This window comes from Sporichthyaceae bacterium, from assembly GCA_036493475.1.
Taxonomy (GTDB): Bacteria; Actinomycetota; Actinomycetes; order Sporichthyales; family Sporichthyaceae; genus DASQPJ01.
This window is the reverse complement of sequence record DASXPS010000163.1, coordinates 1-2,686: the sequence shown is the minus strand read 5'-3', so window position 1 is coordinate 2,686 and position 2,686 is coordinate 1. Positions and strand designations below refer to the sequence as shown.

The window sequence follows — 2,686 nt, the reverse complement described above, 5'->3', positions numbered from 1 at the left end:
CCTTGCCCCGCCGTGTAGTGCGGAGCCTGCGCCGTGAGGGAGAACCCGAGTACCTGGGTCATCTTTTGCTGGAGCCCTGGTAGCTGGAGACCGGCAGCGCCGTGATCATCGTCGGTTACCACCGGTCAATGGCGTGAGGCTTGACGGTTGTCAGGGGGTTGGCTCACGCTTCGCTGCATGGGCTTCTTCTCCCGCATGTTCGTTCCGAGATCAGTCCGTCGTGCGGTGCACCCGGTGCGCACGCTGAAGAGAGCCGTCACCCCGAAGCCGATCAAGAGCGCTCGGCGGGCTCTGCATCCAATTGACAACGCGCTCTACGGGGTGCAGCGATCGCTCAACACCACACGCCGCAGCGGTGGGGGGTCACCCTCGTACAGGCACGGGAACTGCCCGGTCAAGCACCGCACGCCCGAAGCCGCACGGCGGTGCCGGAACGCGTAGGTCAATCGCGTCGCGCCTGCCCAGCGAGATGCCTGACGTGGGAGCGATCGCTCGTCGTCATAACTGCCTCCCCCGACAATGCGAAACGGCTCCGACCGACAGGTTTGCCCCTGTCGGGATCCTGCTGGTTAATTCGATCAGGCCACCAGGGCGTGTTCGAGGCGGGAGAGGTGGCTGGTTCTGGTGCGGTCCAGGGCGTGTCCGTGCCAGTAGGCGTCGAGCCGGATGAGGTTTAGCGCTGTCGCTGAGAAGACGTGCTCGAGCGTGGTCTTGGGCAGGCCGCGGTAGCGGGCCCGGCGCATCCCGGTGACCGCGACACCTTGGCGGATGGTGCCCTCGACCCCCGCCCGGCGGGCGTAGTCGGCTTGCCAGTCCGGGGTGTTCTGGGCGGCCCGGGCGGCGGCCTGGGCGTGGTGGACCTCGCGCGGGGGCACGGTCAACTGGCGCCCGACCTTTGTCGAGGTGGAGCGGGTGCACTGGTCGCGGACCGGGCAGTCCCGGCAGGTGCCGGCCGCGAATTTGATCACGATCGCGTCGGTGCCGCGTTGGGTGACCGGGTTCCACCAGGTGGAGGTCTTGCCCTGTGGGCAGGTGGCCTGTTGGGTGTCGAAGTCGATGGTGAAGCCGGCCCGGTCGTACCCGGCGCCTTGCTTGGCTTGGCGGGACTGGTCGGCCAGCAGCGGGGTGATCAGGGTGATCCCCCACCGGCGCAGGCTGTCCACCACCAGCGCCGCGGACGGATAACCGGAGTCGAGGTAGTGCTCGGCGGGCAGCAGGCCCCGTCCGGCGAGCGTGGCGTGGATCTTCTCGGTCATCCTCGCGTCCGGCACGGTCGCGTCCGTGGTGGCCACCCCGACGATGATGTTCGGCCGTTCCCCGCCCGAGTCACCGCCGCCGGCCGGGTCGTCCCCTGCGCCGCGGCCGCCCGAGTCTCCCTCGCCCGAGTCTCCCTCGCCCGAGTCTCCGTCGCCCGGTGCGGGGTCGGGTGTGTCGCAGGTTTCGGTGACGTGCACCTTGTAGCCGTTGCAGTACAGGTCATCACCCTTGGCCGCCCACCGGGCATCGAGGTCATACGGCGAGCTCAAGCGGGAACTGCCGGGCCGGAGACCATCCGTTTCGGCCTCCCGCGCCCTGATCACCTCCCGCCCGGCGGCGTCGAGGATGATCACATAGTTCTGCACCAGCACCCGGCGCAGCACCTCGACCGCGGGCAGCTCCCGCAGCCAGTGCGGGGCGCCGGTGTCGTAGACCGCGCGCAGCAGTACCAGCGCGTCGCTGCCGTAGGCCGCCACCAGCTCGGCGCGCTTGGTCTTGGAGGTCGGTAGCCGCCAGGTGTCGACCCGGGCGCCGTAGCGGCGCCCCCAGTCGGCGATGTCGATCACGGTGGGCAGCCAGTCCGGGGCCGCCACCGCAACGGCCTCCACACAGGCGCGCACGCTCTCCCCGGCCAGCTCCAACCGGTTCAGATCCCGCACCGCGGAGATCACATGGGTGGAGTCGGTGCGCTGTCTCCCACCCGCGGCCACCAGCCCCACGGCTTTCACCGCGTCCAGCAGCAGGTCCAGCACCCGCTGCTCGAGGCCATGCTCCACCACCCGGGTGCGGAACTCCGAGAGGACCGAGGCGTCGAAACCCTCATCGTCGAGGTCCAGGCCCAGCGCGTACTTCCAGGAGATCTTGTCTCGGACCGCGTCCGCGGCCTGCCGATCGGTCAGGTTCTCCGCCATCTGCAACACCGTGACCAGCGCCAACCGCCCCGGTGACCACCCCGGCCGGCCCCGGACCCCGAACCCGGTGGCGAACTCGGCGTCCGGGAACACCTCACCCAACCGATCCCGCGCCACCACCGGCAACGGCGGCTCCCGGCGCCGATACGCCGCCCGCACCGCCGCCGCGACCTCCGGCGCCGGCTCCGGCCACGACCTCGGTTGCACAGACATCAGCATCCACCACCCCACGACCGGGGACGGAAGGGACCGACCGCCACACGATCATGAAGGCGGGACCGGTCGGAACGGCGACGACACGCCGGACAAGATCACCACAAGCCAACTACAAATTGGCCAGCAGGGTCGACGACAGGGACAAACCCAACGCTGAGGACGACGCACAGGGGTCCGGCGGGATTCCACCCGCTGCCGATCCGGGCAAACACGGCAAGGACGAGGACGAGGATTGACCGGCGGCGTCATCTGGCCTGACCTCATCGCACGCGTCCCGCGGGAGCGGTTCATCCCGGATCTGA

At 69.6% G+C, this 2,686-nt stretch carries 1 protein-coding gene; it reads right to left on the bottom strand.

Features of this window, described 5'->3' with window-relative positions; translation table 11 throughout:
* Positions 1 to 578 precede the first annotated feature (578 nt).
* Entirely contained in the window at positions 579 to 2,381 is a 1,803-nt protein-coding gene (locus VGJ14_16515) for a transposase (protein HEY2834033.1), read from the bottom strand.
* Positions 2,382 to 2,686 lie beyond the last annotated feature (305 nt).

Coding starts and splice junctions, on each gene's coding strand:
- VGJ14_16515 (HEY2834033.1), bottom strand. CDS start 2,381: ATGTCTGTGCAACCGAGGTCGTGGCCGGAGCCGGCGCCGGAGGTCGCG.